Here is a 17,833-nt window from a genome sequence, read left to right as displayed (position 1 = left end):
GTGGGTTACCTTGGCTCAGAGCCTGGCCGCTGGTATCGCGGCCAGTCCTTCGTCAGGCGCGCAGCCCCTTCCGGGCCTGCGCGTCCGGACTCAGTCTTCGTAGGCCCAGTCGCCGTTGACGACCTTCAGCACCACACCGGTCTTGTTGGTGTAGCCCCAGTGGTCGTCCTTGGTCCAGTTCATGATGCCGTGCGAGAACACCGTGCGGCCCATGTTCTCGATGGCGTCGCGCAGCGCGGCGCGGAACTCCTTGGTGCCCGGCTTGCCGGCCTTCAGCGCCACCGGAACCGTCTTCTCCAGCACGATCAGCGCGTCATAGGCATGGCCGGCAAACTGGTTGCGCGAGCCCGGGCCATAGGCCTTCTCGTACTTGGTGACGAAGTCGATGGCCACCGGCTTGGACGGGTGGCTGTCGGGCAGCAGCTCGCCCACCACGGCCGGACCGGAGACGACGTAGGTGCCTTCGACGTCCTTGCCGCCAATGCGCATCAGGTCGCGCGTGGCCGCGGCATGGGTCTGGAAGACCTTGCCTTTGTAGCCGCGTTCGACGATGGCCTTCTGCGGCATCGCAGCGCCCGAGCCCGAGGCCACGATCAGCATCGCGTCCGGGTTGGCCGCCACCAGCTTCAGCGCCTGGGCGGTGACGCTGGTATCGCTGCGCGCGAAGCGCTCGGTGGCGACGATCTTGATGCCGCTCTTCTCGGCCAGCGGCGTGAACTCCTTCAACCACTGCTCGCCGTAGGCGTCGGTGTAGCCGAGGAAGCCCACCGTCTTGATGTTGAGCTTGCGCATGGTGTTCAACATCGCGAAGGCCATCACGGTGTTGGACTGCGGCAGGCGGAAGGTCCAGTGGTCCTTGCCCGGGGGAAGGCCGGCCGGCGAGGCGGCCAGCTGCACCGTGCCCGATTCGGCGGCCACGTCGGCCATCGGGATGGCCACCGGCGTGGCGGCCGAGCCGATGATGATGTCGGCCTTGTCTTCGGTGACGAAACGCCGCGCGTTCTGCACGCCCTTGGTCGGGTCGGTGGCATCGTCCAGCACGATCAGGTTCACCTTCTGGCCGGCAATGGTCTGCGGCCAGAGCTTGAACTGGTTCTGCATCGGGATGCCCAGGCCCGAGGCCGGGCCGGTGAGCGGCAGGCTCACGCCCACGGTGATGTCTGCCCAGGCGGGCAAGGTGGCCAGCAGCGCGGTGCCGGCCGCGATCAGTGTCTTGATCAGTTTCATCGCAAGTCTCCTAGCGCCTTCAGGTGGTGGCATCACAGGCACAGCGCCTTGATGTCCTCGGGAATCGGAATGGCCTTGATTCGATCGGGGTTCGCAGTGTCGCGCACGCAGAAGGCGCGCACCTCGGTACCTTCACAGAGGATGTCGTCGCCGCGCCGCACCACGTGGCGGTGGCGGAAGGTCTTCAGCGCCCACTCCTCCACACTGGTGTGCACCTCGATCGTCTCGCCATAGGTGGCCGGCTTCATGAAGCGGGTGTGGATCTCGAGCAGCGGCGTGCCGATGATGCCGCGCGTCTTGGCCAGCTCGCGCCACGGCGGCACGCCGCAGGCCATGAAGAAGGCCAGCGACGCGGTGTCCATCCACTTCGAGAAGTTCGGGAAGAAGACGATGCCCGCGGGATCGCAATCGCCGAAGCAGACCTCGACGCGGTGGATGTGGACCTTGCCCATGCTGCTGCCGCCCTGCGCGCCTCAGCGTGGCGCCATGCGCAGCGCGCCGTCGAGCCGGATCACTTCGCCATTCAAGTGCGTGTTCGTCACCACGTGCGCGGCCAGCGCCGCGAATTCCTCGGGCTTGCCCAGCCGCTTGGGGAACGGGATCGAGGCGGCCAGCGACTGCTGCACCTCTGGCGGCAGCTGGTGCATCAGCGGCGTCAGGAACAGCCCCGGCGCGATGGTGACCACGCGCACGCCCCACTGCGCCAGGTCGCGCGCCAGCGGCAGCGTCATGCCGACGATGCCGCCCTTGCTGGCCGAGTAGGCCTCCTGGCCGACCTGGCCGTCGAAGGCCGCGACCGAGGCGGTGCACAGCATCACGCCGCGCTCGTTGTCCTCCAGCGGCGGCAAGGTGGCGATGCGCGCGGCCGCGAGGCGGATGACGTTGTAGGTGCCGATCAGGTTGATGCGCACCACGCGCTCGAAGTCTTCCAGCGGCGCGGGCGATCCGTCCTTGCCGATCACGCGCTTGGCGGTGCCGATGCCGGCGATGTTCATCACGATGCGCGGCACGCCGTGCGCGGCCGTCGCAGCATCCAGCGCCGCGACGACCTGCTCGGTCTGCGTGATGTCGCAGCGGCAGGCGATGCCGCCGATCTCGGCCGCGACGCGCTGCGCACCTTCGGCATTCACGTCGAGCACCGCGACCTTCGCGCCCTGGCGCGCCAGCTCGCGCGCCACCGCTTCACCCAGGCCCGAGCCACCGCCGGTGACCAGCGCGCTTTGTCCACGAATGTCCATCAGTTCACCTCTTCAGGCCTTGTTCGGCAGGATCAGGAAGGGATCGGCCGCGCCACCGTCGTACAGCGCCTCGACCAGCGCGGCACGATGGGTCAGCACCGCGCGCTGGTTGATCGAGCCCTTGTCGGTGATCTCGCCCTTGTCGATCGACGGCGGCTCGGCCAGCACATGCAGGCGGGCGACGCGGTTTGCGCTGCCGGTGGCCTCGCGCCACAGCCGGTCGGCCAGCGCCTGGAAGAAGGCGCGCACCGCCGGGTGGTGCAACACCTCGGGCAGCGGCGCGCTGTCGGGCAGGCCGGCCAGCTTGCGGCATTCGTCCGGCCGCGGAACGATCAGCGCGCCGAGTTCGTCGCGGTTGATGCCGGTGAGCACCGCGTCCTGCACGCAGGGGTCGCCGGCCTGGACGATCTTCGCGCGCATCGGGCCGACGCTGACGAAGGTACCGGTCGAGAGCTTGAAGTCCTCGGCGGTGCGACCGTCGAACAGCAGGCCGCGCTGCGGGTTCGCGTCATCGATCCAGCGCACCGCGTCGCCGGTGCGGTAGAAGCCTTCCTCGTCGAAGGCCTCGCGCGTCTGCTCGGGCGCACGCCAGTAGCCCGGCATCACGTTCGGGCCGCGGAAGCGGATCTCGGTCTTGTCGCCGGTGGACGCGTCCTTCACGAGCTTGACCTCGACACCCGGCACCGGCAGGCCGATGTGGCCCGAGCGCACGTCGGTGCCCACCGCGAAGGTGCACGAGGGCGCGGTCTCGGTCATGCCCAGGCCGGTGAGGATGCGCACGCGTTCGCCGATGGCGGCCTCGCCGTGCGCATCGAGCTTGTCCCATACCGGCTGCGACAGGCCCGCGCCGGCGAACATGAAGGCCTTCACGCGCTTGAACAGGGTGTCGCGCAGCTGCCTGTCGCTGTCCATCGCGATGGCGATTTCCTCGAAGCCCTTGGGCACGTTGAAATACACGGTGGGCGAGATCTCGCGCAGGTTGCGCAAGGTCTGCGCAATGCCCTTGGGCGTGGGCTTGCCTTCGTCGATGTACAGCGAGCCGCCGTTGTAGAGCACCAGGCCGACGTTGTGGTTGCCGCCGAAGGTGTGGTTCCACGGCAGCCAGTCGACCAGCACCGGCGGCTCGTCGCCGACGAAGGCCATGGTCTGGCGCAGCATCTGCTGGTTGGCGCACAGCATGCGGTGCGTGTTGACCACGCCCTTGGGCGCCTTGGTCGAACCCGAGGTGAACAGGAACTTGGCGATGGTGTCGGGCCCCACCGCGGCATGCGCGCGCGCCACGGCTTCGCCCGGCGCGGTGGCCAACAGGGCTGACGTGTGAATGACGCGGCGCCCTTCGATCGCGCCTTCGCTCAGCAGCACCGGCACGTCGGGCGCGAACGCCGCCTGGATCGCCGCGCCGAAGGCCGGACCGCTGGCGAACACCGCGCCGGGCGTCAGCGTGCCGACGATGTGGCGCAGCTTGCCGTAGTCCTGCGACACCAGCGAATAGGCCGGCGAGATGGGTGCGTAGGGCACGCCGGCCCACATCGCGCCCAGCGCCAGCGTCAGGTGGTCGAGGTCGTTGTCAGACAGGATGGCCAGCGGCCGCTCGACCGACAGGCCCAGGCCCAGCAGCGCCTGGCCGACGGCCTGAGCGCGCTGCAGCATCTGCGCGTAGCTGATCGTGCGCCACGGGCCGCCGCCACGCTCGCGCTGGGCGACCAGCGTGCGTTCGGGCGCTTCGCGCGCCCACTGCTCCAGGGCATCGGTCAGGCGCTCGGGGTACCAGCGCAAGGCCTCGGTGGAGCGCAGCACGGTGCTGCCGTCGGCGCGCCGCTCGATCTGCGCCTCGAGGCAGCCCCCCACGTGGGCATCGCGGTAGCGCGGCATCGCGGCACTCATGACTTGAGCACCTTGCCGGCGCGCTTCTCGAGGAAGGCACGCAGCCGTTCCTGCGCCTGCGGCGTGCTCTCGGCCACCGCGGCCATCAGCGATTCGGTGAACAGGCCGTCGCTCTGCGACTGGTCGGCGATGCGCGGCAGCGCGTGCATCACCGCGAAGTTGGACATCGGCGCATTGCCGGCAATACGCTCGGCCAGCTCGAAGGCCTTGGCCAGGCCCTGGCCTTCGGGCACCACGTACTGCGACAGGCCAGCCTGCAGGCCCTGCTCGGCGTCGTAGACGCGGCCGGTGAGCATCATGTCGGCCATGCGCGCCACGCCCATCAGCCGCGGGATGCGGGCCGAACCGCCACCACCGACGAACAGGCCGCGCTGCCCTTCCGGCAGCCCGTAGTAGGCCGAGGCCTCGGCCACGCGCACGTGGCAGGCCGAGGCCAGTTCCAGGCCGCCACCCACCACCGCACCATGCAGCACCGCCAGCACCGGCACGCGGCCGAACTGCACCTGATCGAAGGCCGCATGCCACATGCGCGAATGCAGAACGCCGCCCGCCACGTCGGTGGCCACCAGTTCGGACAGGTCCAGGCCGGCACAGAAATGATCGCCCTCGCCGCTGACCACCGCGGCGGCCGCGTCTGCCGGCAGGTTGACGAACGCGGTGTGCAGCTGCTGAATCAGCGTGTCGCTGAGCGCATTGCGCTTGGCAGGCCGGTTCAGCCGGATGTGGATGACCTTGCCGCGCTGCGAGATCTGCAGCAGGTCCAGCGTGGCCAGCAGGCCGCTCGCAGCTTGGAAGTCGGTACTCATCGGGATGTCCTTCTCTGGGGGCGAAAGATATTTCAGAAGTTGAACTTAAAGATTAGGACAAACCCGGATACAACACAAACCTGACGAAGAAAATTGACTGGACGCCCGCCAGATCGGCGCATAGACTTAATTCATTGGTTGAATGATGTGAGCCCTCAATGCAAGCCGACGAGCTGATCGCGATCGATGTCCACACGCATGCCGAGGTGTCGTGCTGGAACCCCTTCGACAACTACGGCGAGGAATACGACCGCGCGGCCGACAAGTACTTCGGCTCGAACCGCCGGCCGACCATCGACGAGACGGTGGCCTACTACCGCGAGCGCAAGCTCGGGCTGGTCATGTTCACGGTGGACTCCGAGGCCCAGCTCGGCCGTCGCCGCATCCCGAACGAGGAGATCTGCGAGGCTGCGGCGAAGAACAGCGACATGATGATCGCGTTCGCGTCGATCGATCCGCACAAGGGCAAGATGGGCGCGCGCGAGGCGCGGCGCCTGATCGAGGAACATGGCGTCAAGGGCTTCAAGTTCCACCCCACCGTGCAGGGCTTCCTGCCCTACGACCGCATGGCCTGGCCGCTGTACGAAGTGATTGCCGAGCACCAGCTGCCGGCCATCTTCCACAGCGGGCATTCGGGCATCGGCTCCGGCATGCGCTGCGGCGGCGGTCTGCGCCTGCAGAACTCGAACCCGATGCTGCTGGAAGACGTGGCGATCGACTTCCCCGACATGCAGATCGTCGTCGCCCACCCCAGCTGGCCCTGGCAGGACGAGGCGCTGTCGCTGGCGCTGCACAAGCCCAATGTGTGGATCGATCTCTCGGGCTGGAGCCCGAAGTACTTTCCGCCCCAGCTGGTGCAGTACGCGAACACGCTGCTGAAGGACCGCATGCTCTTCGGCAGCGACTATCCGCTGATCACGCCCGAGCGCTGGATGAAGGACTTCGACGAGGCCGGCTTCAAGGACAAGGTCAAGCCGCTGATCCTGAAGGAGAACGCGATGCGGCTGCTGAAGCTGGGCGGCGCAGCGCCTGCCGCGACCTGAAGACGATCAATCGCCCGGCGGCGCATTGACCTGCTGCGCGAGCTCGCGCACGCAGGCGATGGCCCGCTGCGCCATCGGCGAAGGCGTGCGGTTCAGCAGCGTGACGATGCCCATCTCCGCGAACATCGGCGGCAGGTCGGCGACGTTCAGCTGCACCAGCAGGCCGCTGCGCAGCTCTTCCTGCACCGCGGCATCGGAGACGGCCAGCACCGAGTCGGTGTTCAGCGCCAGGGTGCGCAGCAGGCTCAGGTCGTCGCATTCCACCGCCAGCGCCGCCGGTGTGCCGGCCGGCAGGCCCGCCAGCTGTGCCATCGATGCCTTCACCACCGTGGGCAGCCGCGTGGCGGCAAGCCCGTGTTGCCAGGCCTGCGCAAAGCGGCAGTCGGTGCCGGCCAGCGGATGGCCGGCCCGCGCGAACAGGTTGCCGTTCTGACGCCCAATGGACGCGGTCGCGATGTCGGGGTCGGCCGGCAGGTCGCGCGTGTCGGCCACGAAGAACTCGATGTCCTCGGCCAGCAGCCGCTGATACAGCAGCTGCCAGTTGTTGACCTCCAGCCGCAGGCCGACACCCGGGTACTGGCGCCGGAGCGCCGGCAGCACCAGCGGCATGATGGTGGCCGCCGGCAAGGGGCCGGCGCCGAACGCGGTGTCACCCAGCTCGCTGCTGCGGTAGAGCTCGGCATCGCGCTGCAGGCAGCGCGCGTCGAACAGCAGGCGGCGCGCGCGGGCGATCAGGAAGGCACCGGCCGGCGTGGGCTGCACGGTGCCGGATTCGCGGTCGAACAAGCGCATCGCCAACTCGCGTTCGATCGCCTGGATGCTGCGACTGAAGGCCGGCTGGCTCAGGTGCACGCGCTCGGCCGCGCGCGCGAAGTGGCATTCGTCCGCCAGGGCCACCACATGCGCCAGCCGCTTCAGGTCCACCATGGGCGCAATGCTGGCCATGCATCAGGCCGTTGTCAACAATGCATTGGACACATGAGCACGGCTCGTCCGTAAATACGGCCTCCGCGACCGCCCCCCTACGGCCCATGAACCCGCTGCTGCAGAACACCCTGATCCTCACGCTGATCCTCGGCTTTGCCGCGAAGGAATGGCTGAGCCGGCGCTACCAGGCCACGGTGCACGCCAATGCCAACGACACCAAGCTCGAACTGGCGATGTTCATCAGCCTGCTGGCGCTGGCGCAGCCGATCGCGCTGCTCGGCGCGGACAAGGTGTGCACCTGGCTGATGCCCGGCCAGCGCGACGCCTGGGCCGGCCTGCCGTGGTGGGCGATGGTCGGCATCCTGCTGCTGGCCGACGACATGACGCAGTACTGGTGGCACCGCCTGTCGCACACGCCGCTGCTGTGGCCACTGCACCGCGCGCACCACTCGGCGCAGTACATGAGCATCCGCATCACCTACCGCAACAACTTCTTCTACTACCTGATGATGCCGGGCCTGTGGCTTGCCGGCGTGCTGCTGTTCCTGGGCCTGGGCAAGGTGTATGCGTTCTACATCGTCGTGAAGATGGCCGTGATCCTCGGCGCGCATTGCGCCTGGCGATGGGACGAGCCGCTGTATCGCATCCCGGCGCTGCGCCCGCTGATGTGGCTGGTCGAGCGCACGATCTCGACGCCGGCCACGCACTGGGCCCACCACGCGCTGAGCAATGCCGACGGCATTGGCCACTACAAGGGCAATTTCGGCAACCTGCTGTTCGTGTGGGACATGCTGTTCGGCTCGGCACACATCACCCGCCGGTACCCGCCCGCCGTCGGCCTGCAGGACGACAAGCTGTTCGGCGAGGAGCATTGGGCGGACCAGATGTTCTATCCGCTGTCGCAGTCGGCACGGGCGCACAGCGCGCTGCGGCCGGGCGGGCGGCCTTATGAAGAGGCCGCCGACGCAGCCACGGCCGGCAGCTAGCGCCAGCCATCGAGCTGGCCCCAAAGACAAAACCCCCGCGCCTTGCGACGCGGGGGTTTGCTATTGGCGTCCCCTAGGGGATTCGAACCCCTGTAGTCACCGTGAAAGGGTGGTGTCCTAGGCCTCTAGACGAAGGGGACTGAAATCCTTCACCATCTTGAACAGCGCCACCTTGGAATTTTGGTGGAGGTAAGCGGGATCGAACCGCTGACCTCTTGCATGCCATGCAAGCGCTCTCCCAGCTGAGCTATACCCCCGATGTGACTCGAAAGCCGCGCTGTTCAAGCGAGTCCATGACTATAGCACAGCTCTTGCACTGCGCAATCAGGTCGAGAGCCGCGCGAGCACGGTGTCGCGATCGAACAATGCCAGCACGGCATCGACCGAGGGCGTCTGGGCGCGGCCGCACACGAGCACGCGCACCGGAATCGCCAGCTGCGGCATCTTCAGCTTGTGTTCGCCGATGGTGTCCTTGATGGCCTGGCTGATCGCCGCCTTGTCCCACACCGCGGCCGACAGGCGCTCACGCAGCGCGGCCAGCGCGGGCTTCACCGCCGCGGTGACATGCGCCGCAAGGTCCTGCTCGGTGGGTGCCACCGGCGCGAAGTACATCGCCAGCCAATCGGCCAGCTCGACCGTGGTGCTGCAACGGTCCTTGAACAGCGCGCAGGCTGCGGCCAGCCGTTCGTCGGCTGCGGCGCTGATGCCGCGCCGCGCCATTTGCGCGGCCACCAGGCCGGCCAGGCGAGCGTCATCGGCCTGCTTCAGGTACTGGGCGTTGACCCAGGCCAGCTTGGCCGGGTCCCACTGCGCCGGGCTCTTGGCCAGGTGGCTGCCATCGAACCAGCCGACCATCTGCTCGCGGGTGAACAGCTCGTCGTCGCCGTGGCTCCAGCCCAGGCGCGCCAGGTAGTTCAGCATCGCCTCGGGCAGGTAGCCGCCCTCCTCGTAGGCCGTGACGCTGACGGCGCCGCGGCGCTTGGACAGCTTCAGCCCGTCGTCGCCCAGGATGATCGGACAATGGCCGAAGCGCGGCAGCGGCGCGTTCAGCGCGTGGAAGATGTTGATCTGCCAGGGCGTGTTGTTGATGTGCTCGTCGCCGCGGAAGACATGGGTGATCTGCATGTCCCAGTCGTCGACCACCACGGCGAAGTTGTAGGTCGGCACGCCGTCGGGCCGCAGGATGATGAGGTCGTCGATCTCCTCGTTGGCAATGCTGATCGGGCCCTTGACCAGGTCATCCCAGCTGACCACACCCTGTTCCGGATTGGCAAATCGCACCACCGGCGATACGCCGGCCGGCACCGGCGGCAACACCTTGCCGGGCGCAGGACGCCAGGTACCGTCGTAGCGGCGCTTTTCGCCGCGCGCTTCCTGGCCGGCCTTCATGGCCTCCAGTTCCTCGGGCGTGCAGTAGCAGCGATAGGCCGTGCCCGCGGCGATCATCTGCTCGATGACCTCGTGGTAGCGCGCCAGGCGCTGCATCTGGTAGATCGGGCCTTCGTCGTAGTCCAGGCCCAGCCAGCGCATCGATTCGAGGATCTGGTCGACCGAATCCTGCGTCGAGCGGGCGACGTCGGTGTCTTCGATGCGCAGCACGAACTGGCCACCGAAGTGCCGGGCATAGGCCCAGGAGAACAGCGCGGTGCGGGCAGTGCCCAGGTGCAGGAATCCGGTGGGCGACGGGGCGATACGGGTGCGGACAGTGGTCATCTGAAGGGGTGGGCTTCGGGTGGTGCAGCGGTGGTTCAGGGCTCGTCGCGGCTTTGCAGGGTCAGGCGGCTGCGCTGGCTGCCCTCCTCGTCGTCCTGGCGCGCCTCGGTGCGCTGCTGCTCGATAGCCTCGAAGTCGGCGGCGCTGACGTCGCCGGTGATGTAGACGCCGTCGAAGCACGAGGCCTCGAAGCCCTGGATCTTCGGGTTCAGCTGCTTGACGACGCGCTTCATCGCATCCACATCCTGGTAGATCAGCGCGTCGGCGCCGATGTACTCGCGGATCTGCTCGACGCTGCGACCGTGTGCAATCAGCTCCTCGCGCGTCGGCATGTCGATGCCATAGACATTGGGATAACGCACCGGTGGAGCGGCCGAAGCCATGTAGACCTTGCGCGCGCCGGCCTCGCGGGCCATCTGCACGATTTCCTTGCTGGTGGTGCCGCGCACGATCGAGTCGTCGACCAGCAGCACGTTGCGGCCCTTGAACTCCTGCACGATGGCGTTGAGCTTCTGCCGCACGCTCTTCTTGCGCACGCTCTGGCCCGGCATGATGAAGGTGCGGCCGACGTAGCGGTTCTTCACGAATCCCTCGCGGTAGGGCTTGCCGATCTTCTGCGCAACCTGCATCGCGGAGGGACGGCTGGATTCGGGGATCGGGATCACCACGTCGATCTCGCTCGGCGGCATGGTGTTGATCACGCGCTGCGCCAGCGTCTCGCCCAGGTTCAGCCGCGCCTGGTAGACCGAGATGCCGTCGATCACCGAATCGGGCCGCGCCAGGTACACGTACTCGAACATGCAGGGGTTCAGCGTCGGCGCCTGGGCGCACTGCTCGGCATGGATGGTGCCCTCGAGGTCGATGAAGATCGCCTCGCCGGGCGCCACGTCGCGCAGTACCTTGTGGCCGGTGCCTTCGAGCGCGACCGTCTCGCTGGCCACCATCACCTCGCGGCCGCCGCCTTCGCTGGCGGGCAGGTCGGCCTCGCCCACCACCAGCGGGCGGATGCCGTAGGGGTCGCGGAAGGCCAGGAGGCCATAACCCGCGATCAGAGCGACCACCGCATACGAGCCGCGGATGCGCCGGTGGACGGCCTTCACCGCACGGAACACCAGCTGCGGCGTCAATGGCACGTCGCGGCCGGCCAGTTCCATCTCGTGCGCGAGGATGTTGATCAGCACCTCGGTGTCGCTGCCGGTGTTGATGTGGCGCCGGTCGACGTCGAACAGCTCCTTCTTCAGCGCGTGCGCATTGGTGAGGTTGCCGTTGTGCACCAGCACGATGCCATACGGCGCGTTGACGTAGAACGGCTGCGCTTCTTCCTCGTTGAAGGCGTTGCCGGCGGTCGGGTAGCGCACCTGGCCCAGGCCCACGCTGCCGGGCAACGCGCGCATGTTGCGGGTGCGGAACACGTCCTTCACCATGCCGCGGGCCTTGTGCATGAAGCACTGGGTGCCGGCCATCGTGACGATGCCGGCGGCATCCTGCCCGCGGTGCTGCAGCAGCAGCAAGGCGTCGTAGATCAGCTGGTTGACGGGCGCTTTGGAGATGACGCCGACGATGCCGCACATGATGGTGTGAATCCGTGAGTAGACGAGGAATTCGGGATCAGGCCGCCGGCAGGTGACGCGCCATGTCGGCGGGCAGCACCGGCTTCAGCCCTTGCAGTGCGACGTTGAGCATTGCCGCACCATGCGAGGCCCGCCACAGCGGCGATTGCCGTGCCGGCGTGAAGGTCACCAGCGTGGCCAGGGCCAGCAGCAGCACCAGGCCGCGCAGCAGTCCGAAGCCGCCACCGAGCAGGCGATCGAGCACCGTCAGCGGCGTGGCCTGGATCAGCAGGCGCACCAACCGGGCCAGCAGCGACCAGACGATCAGCACGCCGATGAAGGTCAGCGCGAAGGTCGCGCCGTGATTCAGTGCGGAACCGGCTTCGCCAATCGGCACATGGACGCTCACTTCAGGCGTGAAGGCCTGCGCCATCACATAGGCCACCACCCAGCCGAACAGCGACATCAGCTCGAACACCAGGCCGCGCCACAGTCCGACGATCACCGAGATCGACAGCACCGCGATGAGGCCGATATCGACCCAGCCGAGTTCGATGGCCGGCATGCCTTCGCTCACAGCGTGAGGATCGCCACCGGCAGGCCGGCGGCCTTGATGCGGGCGGCAGCCTTGTCAGCCTCGTCGCGCGTCGCGAAGGGACCGACGCGCACGCGGGTGCGCTTGCCGCCATCGGCCTCGATCACCTGCGTGTAGGTCTTCATGCCCAGCTTCTCGACCTTCTGGCGCGCCTCGCGCAGCTTGTCGGCGTCGGTGTAGGCACCGACCTGCACGACGATGCGCGCGCCGTTGGCACTGGCCTCGGCAGCCGGCTTGGCTGCGGCCGCAGCGGGCTTGCCGTCAAGCAGCGCCTGTGCGCGCTGGCCATCGGCCGATGGCTTGGGCGGGGAGGCCTGCGGCGTGGACACCGGCTTCGGCGCGGACGCGGGCTTCGGCGCGGGACTCGACGCCACGGGCCGTGCCGGCGCAGCGGCCACTTCGCGGCCCTGGTCGGCCTCGCGCTCGGTGACCATGGGAACCGTGCCCGGCCTGGATGCGGCGGGCACAGGGCGAGTGGCCGGCACCGGTTCGGGCACGGCGGCTTCGGTCACGGCGGGCGGCACGGCTATCGTCGCAGCCGAGGCCGGCGCAGCCGGTGGCAGGCTCAGAGGCGGGACCGACTCGCGGCGTGGGATCTCGATCGGGATGTCCACCGGCACGGGTCGCGGCTGGGTCTCGAACAGCAGAGGGAAGCCAATCACGCCAACGCCGAGCAGCACGGTCGCGCCGATCAGCCGGCGCCTGGCCCGCGTGCGCGCGGTGGCCACGGCATCGGGCGCGTCAGCCGCAGCCGGAGATTCGTCTTTGCGCTTGAAGAACGACAGCAATGCCATGCGAACCAGATGGGGCCGCTGCGGAACAAGCGAAGGGGCCCCGGTCAGCCCAGGTGCCGGGCCGCCAATCGGGGCAGGCCGTCCTTCAGCACGCCGCCTACGGTGAAGAACGAGCCGAAGACAACGATTCTATCAGCGGGGTCTGCTGCGGCGGCCGCTGCGCGCAGGGCTTGCTCGGGGGACTCGAACTCGGCGACGGACACCGCGCGCGCGCTGCTCGCAGCCGTCCGAACGGCCGGCGCCAACTCGGAGGCACTGGCCGCGCGTGGCAGCGGCAGGTCGGTCAGGTACCAGTGGTCGACCAGCGGCGCCACATGCTTCAGCAGCGCGGCGATGTCCTTGTCGCGCATCGCACCGAACACCGCATGCGTGCGCGGGTAGAAGCCCATCTGGTCGAGGTTGAGCGCCAGCGCGGCGACCGCCTGCGGGTTGTGTGCGACATCCAGCACCAGGGTCGGCTGGCCCGGCACGATCTGGAAACGGCCAGGCAGCTCGACGAGTGCCAGGCCGTTGCGCACGGCCTGCGCCGTGATCGGCAGGCGCTCGCGGATGGCCTCGAAAGCCGCCAGCGCCGCCGAGGCATTGAGCAGCTGGTTCGCACCGCGCAGCGCCGGGTAGGCCAGGCCGTTGAATCGGCGCCCACGGCCGCTCCAGGCCCACTGCTGCTTGTCACCTTGGAAGTTGAAGTCGCGCCCGATCTGCCACAGGTCGGCGCCCACTTCGGTGGCGCGCGCCGCCAGGCTCGCAGGCGGTTCGGGGTCGCTGACGATCACCGGCCGGCCGGCGCGCATGATGCCGGCTTTCTCGCGGCCGATGGATTCGCGGTCGGGGCCGAGAAACTCGGTGTGGTCGAGCGCGATGCCGGTGATCACCGCGCAGTCGGCGTCGATGGTGTTGACCGCATCGAGCCGGCCACCCATGCCGACCTCCAGGATCACCAAGTCCAGCGGCGCCAGCGACAGGGCCCGCATGATCGCCAGCGTCGTGAACTCGAAATAGGTGAGCGTCAGCTTCAGCGCGAGGCGCGCGGCCTCGACGGCTTCGAAATGCGGCAGCAGTGCCTCGGCCTGCACCATCTCGCCGTTGATGCGGCAGCGCTCCTCGAAGTGCACCAGGTGCGGCTTGATGTACAGGCCCACCTTGTAGCCCGCCTGCAGCGCGATGCACTCGAGCATCGCGCAGGTCGAGCCCTTGCCATTGGTGCCGGCCACGCTGATCACCGGCACCTCGAAGCGCAGCCCGAGCCGGTTCCGCACCGCGTTGACCCGGTCGAGCGTCATGTCGATGGTCTTCGGGTGCAGGCGCTCGCAATGAGCGAGCCAGTCGGCGAGAGTCTGGGGATGGGAGGTCATCAATGCAAAACCGGGCCGCTGGGGCCCGGTCGATGGAGGCGCTGGAGGTTTGGAAGGATCAGCTCACCGCGTCTGCGCCTTGGCGCTGCAGCATGGCCAACATCTGGGCAACGCGCGAGCGTAACTGCCGCCGGTCGACGATCTGGTCGACCGCGCCCTTTTTCAGCAGGAACTCGGCCCGCTGGAATCCTTCGGGCAGCTTCTCGCGCACGGTGTTCTCGATGACCCGCGGGCCCGCAAAGCCGACCAGCGCCTTGGGCTCGGCCAGCACCACGTCGCCGACGAAGGCGAAGCTGGCCGAGACGCCGCCCATCGTCGGGTCGGTCAGCACGCTGATGTAGGGCAGCTTGGCCTTGGCCAGGCGCGTCAGGGCTGCATTGGTCTTGGCCATCTGCAGCAGGCTGAACAGGCCCTCCTGCATGCGCGCACCGCCGGTGGCGGTGAAGCAGACGAACGGCACCTTCTGCTCGACCGCGGTCTCGACGCCGCGCACGAAGCGCTCGCCGACCACGGAGCCCATCGAGCCGCCCATGAAATCGAACTCGAAGCAGGCGGCGACCAGCGGCACGCTCATCACTGCGCCGCCCAGCACCACCAGCGCATCGGTCTCGCCGGTGGCTTCCAGTGCGTCCTTCAGGCGCTCGGGGTACTTGCGGCTGTCCTTGAACTTCAGCGGGTCGACCGGCACCACCTCCTGGCCGATCTCGTAGCGCCCTTCGGCGTCCAGGAAGGCATCGAGCCGCGCGCGGGCACCGATGCGGTGGTGGTGGTCGCACTTCGGGCAGACGTTGAGGTTCTGCGCCAGGTCGGTGTTGTACAGCACCGTCTCGCAGGCCGGACACTTGACCCAGAGACCTTCGGGCACCGAGCGACGCTCGGTCGGATCGGTCTGCTGGATCTTCGGCGGCAGCAGTTTTTCTAGCCAGCTCATCAGGATGCTCCTGTTGCTATCGCATCGAGCGCTGTGCGGATTTCGGCCATGAAGGCCTGGCCGGCAGCCGCCACCGTGTCTCTCGGCTGCGCGTGCAGAAGCTGCACCAGCCGCGAACCGATCACCACCGCGTCGGCCACCCGGGCCACGGCCTGGGCCGTTTGCGCATCGCGAATACCGAAGCCTACACCCACCGGCACCTTGACATGCCGGCGGATGCGTGGCACCGCCTCGGCCACCGCCGACGTGTCGAGATGACCTGCCCCCGTGACACCCTTCAGCGACACGTAGTAGACATAGCCGCTGGCGATGCGGCCCACTTCCTCGATGCGATGCTCGGTCGAGGTCGGCGCGAGCAGGAAGATCAGGTCCATGTCGGCCTGCTTCAGCGCAGCGGCCAGCGACTCGCATTCCTCGGGCGGATAGTCCACCACCAGCAGGCCGTCGACACCCGCCTCGCGCGCCGCGGCAACGAAGCTGCCTGCACCATGGCGCTGGTCATAGCGCTCGATCGGGTTGGCATAGCCCATCAGCACGACCGGGGTGCGCTTGTCGCTGCGGCGGAAGGCCTGCACATAGCCCAGCACCTGCGCCAGGCCTATGCCCTGCGCCAGCGCGCGCTCGGAGGCCTGCTGGATCACCGGGCCATCGGCCATCGGGTCGGAGAACGGCACGCCGAGCTCGATGACATCGGCCCCGCCGGCCGCCAGTGCCAGCATCACCTCCACGGTGGCATCGGGATACGGGTCGCCGGCGCAGATGTAGGGAATCAGCGCCTTGTGGCCGGCGGCCTGCAGGGCTTGCAGCGTGGGGGCAATGCGGCTCATCGCTGCACCTCCACCGTCTGCACGCCGCCCTTGACGGTCTGGCCTCGACACGAAGGTCGGCAGAAGAATTCGGCGCCCGACAGGTCGGCCACCGTGCCGATGTCCTTGTCGCCACGCCCGGACAGGTTCACCAGCAGGTGCTGCTCCGGCGACATCGTGGCCGCCAGCTTCATGGCGTAGGCCACGGCGTGGCTGGATTCCAGCGCCGGGATGATGCCTTCGGTGCGGCACAGGCGGTGGAAGGCGGCCAGCGCTTCATCGTCGGTGATGCCGACGTACTCGGCCCGGCCGATGTCCTTCAAGTACGCATGCTCGGGGCCGACGCCGGGGTAGTCCAGGCCCGCCGACACCGAATGCGTCTCGGTGATCTGGCCGTTCTCGTCCTGCAGCAGGTAGGTGCGGTTGCCGTGCAGCACGCCGGGCGAGCCGGCCGAGAGGCTGGCCGCATGCTTGCCGCTGTCCAGCCCCTGCCCTGCGGCCTCCACGCCAATCAGCCGCACCTTGTCGTGGGGGATGTAGGGGTAGAAGATGCCCATGGCGTTGCTGCCCCCGCCCACGCAGGCGATCACCGCGTCGGGCTGCCGGCCGATCTGCGCCGGCATCTGCACCATGCACTCGTCGCCGATCACGCGCTGGAAGTCGCGCACCATCATCGGATACGGGTGCGGGCCGGCGACGGTGCCGATGATGTAGAAAGTGTTCTCGACGTTGGTGACCCAGTCGCGCAGGGCTTCGTTCAGCGCATCCTTCAGCGTGCGACTGCCGGATTCGACCGGCACCACCCGTGCGCCGAGCAGGTTCATGCGGTAGACGTTGGGCGACTGGCGCTTGACGTCTTCGCTGCCCATGTACACCACGCACTCCATGCCGTAGCGCGCGCAGATCGTCGCGGTGGCCACGCCATGCTGGCCGGCCCCGGTCTCGGCGATCACGCGCGGCTTGCCCATGCGCTTGGCCAGCAGCGCCTGGCCAATGGTGTTGTTGACCTTGTGCGCGCCGGTGTGGTTCAGGTCCTCGCGCTTCAGATGGATCTGTGCACCGCCGATTTCGCGCGACAGGCGCGCCGCGTGGTAGATCGGGCTCGGCCGCCCGACGAAGTGCTTCAGCTCGTTGCGAAACTCGGTCTGGAACGAAGGGTCGACGCGGTACTTCTCATAGGCGGCCTTCAACTCGTCGAGCGCATGCACCAGCGTCTCGGCGACGAAGGTGCCGCCATAGGGTCCGAAATGCCCGTGGGCATCGGGTTGGTGGTAATCGAACATCGTGGTCTTCCTGCAAGGCCTGGCGCTGGCAGCGCACAGGCGGATTCAATCGGCGGCGTCGGCGATGCGCGCATCGGCTTCGCGCACTGCCTCGCAGAACCGGCGCATCAGCACGGCATCCTTGATGCCCTTGGCCGACTCGACGCCGGAACTCACGTCAACGGCCCAGGGCCGGACGTGCAGGATCCCATCGATCACGTTTGCAGGATTCAACCCACCAGACAAAACGACCGGAAGGGGCACGTGATGAGGCACGAGTGACCAATCGAACGCCTTTCCACCACCGCCATAGCCTTCGACATGGGCGTCGAGCAACAGGCCGGCAGCACTCGTGTATGAGGAGGCGAAGTCTAGCAAAGCAAGGCCAGCCGCCATGCGGGCGGCCCGCAGGTAGGGGTGGCCATACCGCGCGCATTCGGCGGGCGCCTCGTCACCGTGGAACTGCAGCAGTGCGTTGGGGACCGCCTCCAGCAGGGCCTGCACCTGCTCCGGCGCCGCGTTGACGAACAAGGCCACCGGCGTCACGAAGGGCGGCAGGCGGCGCGCCAGTTCGGCTGCGCGGGCGATGCTGATCGCTCGCGGGCTGCGTTCGTACAGCACAAAGCCGATGGCGTCGGCCCCGCATTCGACGGCGGTGTCGAGATCGGCCTCGCGGGTGAGGCCGCAGATCTTGATGCGGGTGCGGGTGGTCATGACGG

General features: G+C 68.1%; 17 protein-coding genes and 2 tRNA genes. 2 read left to right on the top strand and 17 right to left on the bottom strand.

Going from position 1 to position 17,833, the window contains the following annotated elements:
• Positions 1-90: 90 nt before the first annotated feature.
• The 5 genes from ACILR4_RS05520 to ACILR4_RS05500 are packed head-to-tail and all read right to left on the bottom strand — an operon-like array spanning position 91 to position 5,155.
• Entirely contained in the window at positions 91-1,227 is a 1,137-nt protein-coding gene (locus ACILR4_RS05520; RefSeq protein WP_395699836.1) for an ABC transporter substrate-binding protein, read from the bottom strand.
• A 32-nt stretch (positions 1,228-1,259) separates the two neighbouring features.
• Complete coding sequence (locus tag ACILR4_RS05515) at positions 1,260-1,679, bottom strand: acyl-CoA thioesterase (protein ID WP_395699835.1); 420 nt, start codon at positions 1,677-1,679, stop codon at positions 1,260-1,262.
• A gap of 21 nt (positions 1,680-1,700) precedes the next feature.
• Positions 1,701-2,465 carry an SDR family NAD(P)-dependent oxidoreductase gene (locus ACILR4_RS05510; RefSeq protein WP_395699834.1) on the bottom strand — a complete coding sequence of 255 codons (765 nt, stop codon included), beginning with the start codon at positions 2,463-2,465 and terminating at the stop codon, positions 1,701-1,703.
• A gap of 12 nt (positions 2,466-2,477) precedes the next feature.
• Complete coding sequence (locus tag ACILR4_RS05505; RefSeq protein ID WP_395699833.1) at positions 2,478-4,349, bottom strand: feruloyl-CoA synthase; 1,872 nt, start codon at positions 4,347-4,349, stop codon at positions 2,478-2,480.
• Positions 4,346-5,155, bottom strand: a complete 810-nt coding sequence (locus ACILR4_RS05500; protein ID WP_395699832.1) for a crotonase/enoyl-CoA hydratase family protein — start codon at positions 5,153-5,155, stop codon at positions 4,346-4,348. The genes ACILR4_RS05505 and ACILR4_RS05500 overlap by 4 nt, the downstream gene beginning before the upstream one ends.
• A 158-nt stretch (positions 5,156-5,313) precedes the next feature.
• Between ACILR4_RS05500 and ACILR4_RS05495 the strand changes: the two genes are divergently transcribed.
• Positions 5,314-6,198: an amidohydrolase family protein gene (locus ACILR4_RS05495; protein ID WP_395699831.1), complete on the top strand. Its 885-nt coding sequence runs from the start codon at positions 5,314-5,316 to the stop codon at positions 6,196-6,198.
• Positions 6,199-6,204: 6 nt separating this feature from the next.
• On the opposite strand, the gene ACILR4_RS05490 is transcribed toward ACILR4_RS05495, so the two are convergent.
• The gene (locus ACILR4_RS05490) at positions 6,205-7,125 is read right to left on the bottom strand and encodes a LysR family transcriptional regulator (protein WP_395699830.1); all 921 of its coding nucleotides are present in this window, start codon (positions 7,123-7,125) and stop codon (positions 6,205-6,207) included.
• A 104-nt stretch (positions 7,126-7,229) separates the two neighbouring features.
• On the opposite strand from ACILR4_RS05490, the gene ACILR4_RS05485 reads away from it, so the two are divergent.
• On the top strand, positions 7,230-8,111 hold the full coding sequence (locus tag ACILR4_RS05485) for a sterol desaturase family protein (RefSeq protein WP_395699829.1): 882 nt from the start codon (positions 7,230-7,232) through the stop codon (positions 8,109-8,111).
• Positions 8,112-8,175: 64 nt separating this feature from the next.
• Here ACILR4_RS05485 and ACILR4_RS05480 read toward each other — a convergent pair.
• From ACILR4_RS05480 to ACILR4_RS05430, 11 genes are all read right to left on the bottom strand, one after another.
• Positions 8,176-8,251 (bottom strand) — tRNA-Glu (locus ACILR4_RS05480).
• A gap of 41 nt (positions 8,252-8,292) precedes the next feature.
• A tRNA-Ala gene (locus ACILR4_RS05475) sits at positions 8,293-8,368 on the bottom strand.
• Positions 8,369-8,435: 67 nt separating this feature from the next.
• On the bottom strand, positions 8,436-9,824 hold the full coding sequence (gene gltX / locus ACILR4_RS05470) for a glutamate--tRNA ligase (RefSeq protein WP_395699828.1): 1,389 nt from the start codon (positions 9,822-9,824) through the stop codon (positions 8,436-8,438).
• Between the two features lie 35 nt (positions 9,825-9,859).
• Positions 9,860-11,395, bottom strand: coding sequence for an amidophosphoribosyltransferase (gene purF / locus ACILR4_RS05465; protein ID WP_395699827.1), 1,536 nt, complete (start codon positions 11,393-11,395; stop codon positions 9,860-9,862).
• Positions 11,396-11,432: 37 nt separating this feature from the next.
• Complete coding sequence (locus tag ACILR4_RS05460; protein ID WP_395699826.1) at positions 11,433-11,939, bottom strand: CvpA family protein; 507 nt, start codon at positions 11,937-11,939, stop codon at positions 11,433-11,435.
• A gap of 8 nt (positions 11,940-11,947) precedes the next feature.
• Positions 11,948-12,763 carry an SPOR domain-containing protein gene (locus tag ACILR4_RS05455; RefSeq protein WP_395699825.1) on the bottom strand — a complete coding sequence of 272 codons (816 nt, stop codon included), beginning with the start codon at positions 12,761-12,763 and terminating at the stop codon, positions 11,948-11,950.
• Positions 12,764-12,807: 44 nt separating this feature from the next.
• A complete protein-coding gene (folC, locus tag ACILR4_RS05450; protein ID WP_395699824.1) occupies positions 12,808-14,115 on the bottom strand; it encodes a bifunctional tetrahydrofolate synthase/dihydrofolate synthase in 1,308 nt (435 codons plus the stop codon).
• Positions 14,116-14,173: 58 nt separating this feature from the next.
• On the bottom strand, positions 14,174-15,046 hold the full coding sequence (gene accD, locus ACILR4_RS05445) for an acetyl-CoA carboxylase, carboxyltransferase subunit beta (RefSeq protein WP_395699823.1): 873 nt from the start codon (positions 15,044-15,046) through the stop codon (positions 14,174-14,176).
• Positions 15,046-15,873 (bottom strand): tryptophan synthase subunit alpha, encoded by an 828-nt coding sequence (gene trpA / locus ACILR4_RS05440; RefSeq protein ID WP_395699822.1) that lies wholly within the window; start codon positions 15,871-15,873, stop codon positions 15,046-15,048. Before trpA ends, accD begins: the two co-directional genes overlap by 1 nt.
• Complete coding sequence (gene trpB, locus ACILR4_RS05435; protein WP_395699821.1) at positions 15,870-17,135, bottom strand: tryptophan synthase subunit beta; 1,266 nt, start codon at positions 17,133-17,135, stop codon at positions 15,870-15,872. The genes trpA and trpB overlap by 4 nt, the downstream gene beginning before the upstream one ends.
• A gap of 45 nt (positions 17,136-17,180) precedes the next feature.
• Positions 17,181-17,828 carry a phosphoribosylanthranilate isomerase gene (locus ACILR4_RS05430; RefSeq protein ID WP_395699820.1) on the bottom strand — a complete coding sequence of 216 codons (648 nt, stop codon included), beginning with the start codon at positions 17,826-17,828 and terminating at the stop codon, positions 17,181-17,183.
• Between the last annotated feature and the right edge of the window lie 5 nt (positions 17,829-17,833).

Origin of the sequence: Aquabacterium sp. (assembly GCF_044226965.1) — a bacterium.
Classification (GTDB): Bacteria; Pseudomonadota; Gammaproteobacteria; order Burkholderiales; family Burkholderiaceae_C; genus Pseudaquabacterium.
Note: the sequence above shows the minus strand (reverse complement) of the source record. Positions and strands in the feature narration are given on the sequence as shown.

Bases quoted from the DNA above. Each gene is read 5' to 3' on its own strand.
- ACILR4_RS05520 (WP_395699836.1), bottom strand. From the start codon at position 1,227: ATGAAACTGATCAAGACACTGATCGCGGCCGGCACCGCGCTGCTGGCC.
- ACILR4_RS05515 (WP_395699835.1), bottom strand. From the start codon at position 1,679: ATGGGCAAGGTCCACATCCACCGCGTCGAGGTCTGCTTCGGCGATTGC.
- ACILR4_RS05510 (WP_395699834.1), bottom strand. From the start codon at position 2,465: ATGGACATTCGTGGACAAAGCGCGCTGGTCACCGGCGGTGGCTCGGGC.
- ACILR4_RS05505 (WP_395699833.1), bottom strand. From the start codon at position 4,349: ATGAGTGCCGCGATGCCGCGCTACCGCGATGCCCACGTGGGGGGCTGC.
- ACILR4_RS05500 (WP_395699832.1), bottom strand. From the start codon at position 5,155: ATGAGTACCGACTTCCAAGCTGCGAGCGGCCTGCTGGCCACGCTGGAC.
- ACILR4_RS05495 (WP_395699831.1), top strand. From the start codon at position 5,314: ATGCAAGCCGACGAGCTGATCGCGATCGATGTCCACACGCATGCCGAG.
- ACILR4_RS05490 (WP_395699830.1), bottom strand. From the start codon at position 7,125: ATGGTGGACCTGAAGCGGCTGGCGCATGTGGTGGCCCTGGCGGACGAA.
- ACILR4_RS05485 (WP_395699829.1), top strand. From the start codon at position 7,230: ATGAACCCGCTGCTGCAGAACACCCTGATCCTCACGCTGATCCTCGGC.
- gltX (WP_395699828.1), bottom strand. From the start codon at position 9,824: ATGACCACTGTCCGCACCCGTATCGCCCCGTCGCCCACCGGATTCCTG.
- purF (WP_395699827.1), bottom strand. From the start codon at position 11,395: ATGTGCGGCATCGTCGGCGTCATCTCCAAAGCGCCCGTCAACCAGCTG.
- ACILR4_RS05460 (WP_395699826.1), bottom strand. From the start codon at position 11,939: ATGCCGGCCATCGAACTCGGCTGGGTCGATATCGGCCTCATCGCGGTG.
- ACILR4_RS05455 (WP_395699825.1), bottom strand. From the start codon at position 12,763: ATGGCATTGCTGTCGTTCTTCAAGCGCAAAGACGAATCTCCGGCTGCG.
- folC (WP_395699824.1), bottom strand. From the start codon at position 14,115: ATGACCTCCCATCCCCAGACTCTCGCCGACTGGCTCGCTCATTGCGAG.
- accD (WP_395699823.1), bottom strand. From the start codon at position 15,046: ATGAGCTGGCTAGAAAAACTGCTGCCGCCGAAGATCCAGCAGACCGAT.
- trpA (WP_395699822.1), bottom strand. From the start codon at position 15,873: ATGAGCCGCATTGCCCCCACGCTGCAAGCCCTGCAGGCCGCCGGCCAC.
- trpB (WP_395699821.1), bottom strand. From the start codon at position 17,135: ATGTTCGATTACCACCAACCCGATGCCCACGGGCATTTCGGACCCTAT.
- ACILR4_RS05430 (WP_395699820.1), bottom strand. From the start codon at position 17,828: ATGACCACCCGCACCCGCATCAAGATCTGCGGCCTCACCCGCGAGGCC.